The 458-nt window shown below is 76.4% G+C and carries 1 pseudogene; it reads right to left on the reverse strand.

The features are described 5' to 3' along the window. Positions 1-31: 31 nt before the first annotated feature. Positions 32-458: pseudogene (locus FMEAI12_RS36065) on the reverse strand (SulP family inorganic anion transporter); the annotation flags it as partial.

Below are 458 nucleotides of genomic sequence, written 5' to 3' on the forward strand. Positions count from 1 at the left end.
TGGGCTTCGGTCAGAGACCGAAGGCCCCGCCCTCGACGAGGATCGTCAGGCCGATGCCGGCGAGCATGCCGTGCACCACCGCGGGTGAGATGGCCAGGGCCGCGCGGGCGACCCGGCTCAGGCCGAAAAGGATCTGCACCACGCCCGCGGCGGCGGTGACGAAACAGGCGGTCCGCCAGCCGTGCGTGGCGACGATCTCGGCCACCACCGCGGTGAGGCCGGCCGCGGGGCCGGAGACCTGCAGCGGGACTCCGCCGACGGCGCCGGCGACGACTCCACCGACGACCGCCGCGATGATGCCGGCGACCACCGGGGCGCCCGAGGCGACCGCGATGCCCAGCGAGAGCGGAAGCGCCACCAGGAAGACGACGACGGACGCCTCCAGGTCGTGGCGCCAGGCTCCCCGGAGGGTGCGGCCGGCCGAGCCGCCGGACCCGGGACGGCCGCACCCTCCGGGG

The organism is Parafrankia sp. Ea1.12 (genome assembly GCF_900465275.1).
GTDB lineage: Bacteria > Actinomycetota > Actinomycetes > Frankiales > Frankiaceae > Parafrankia > Parafrankia soli.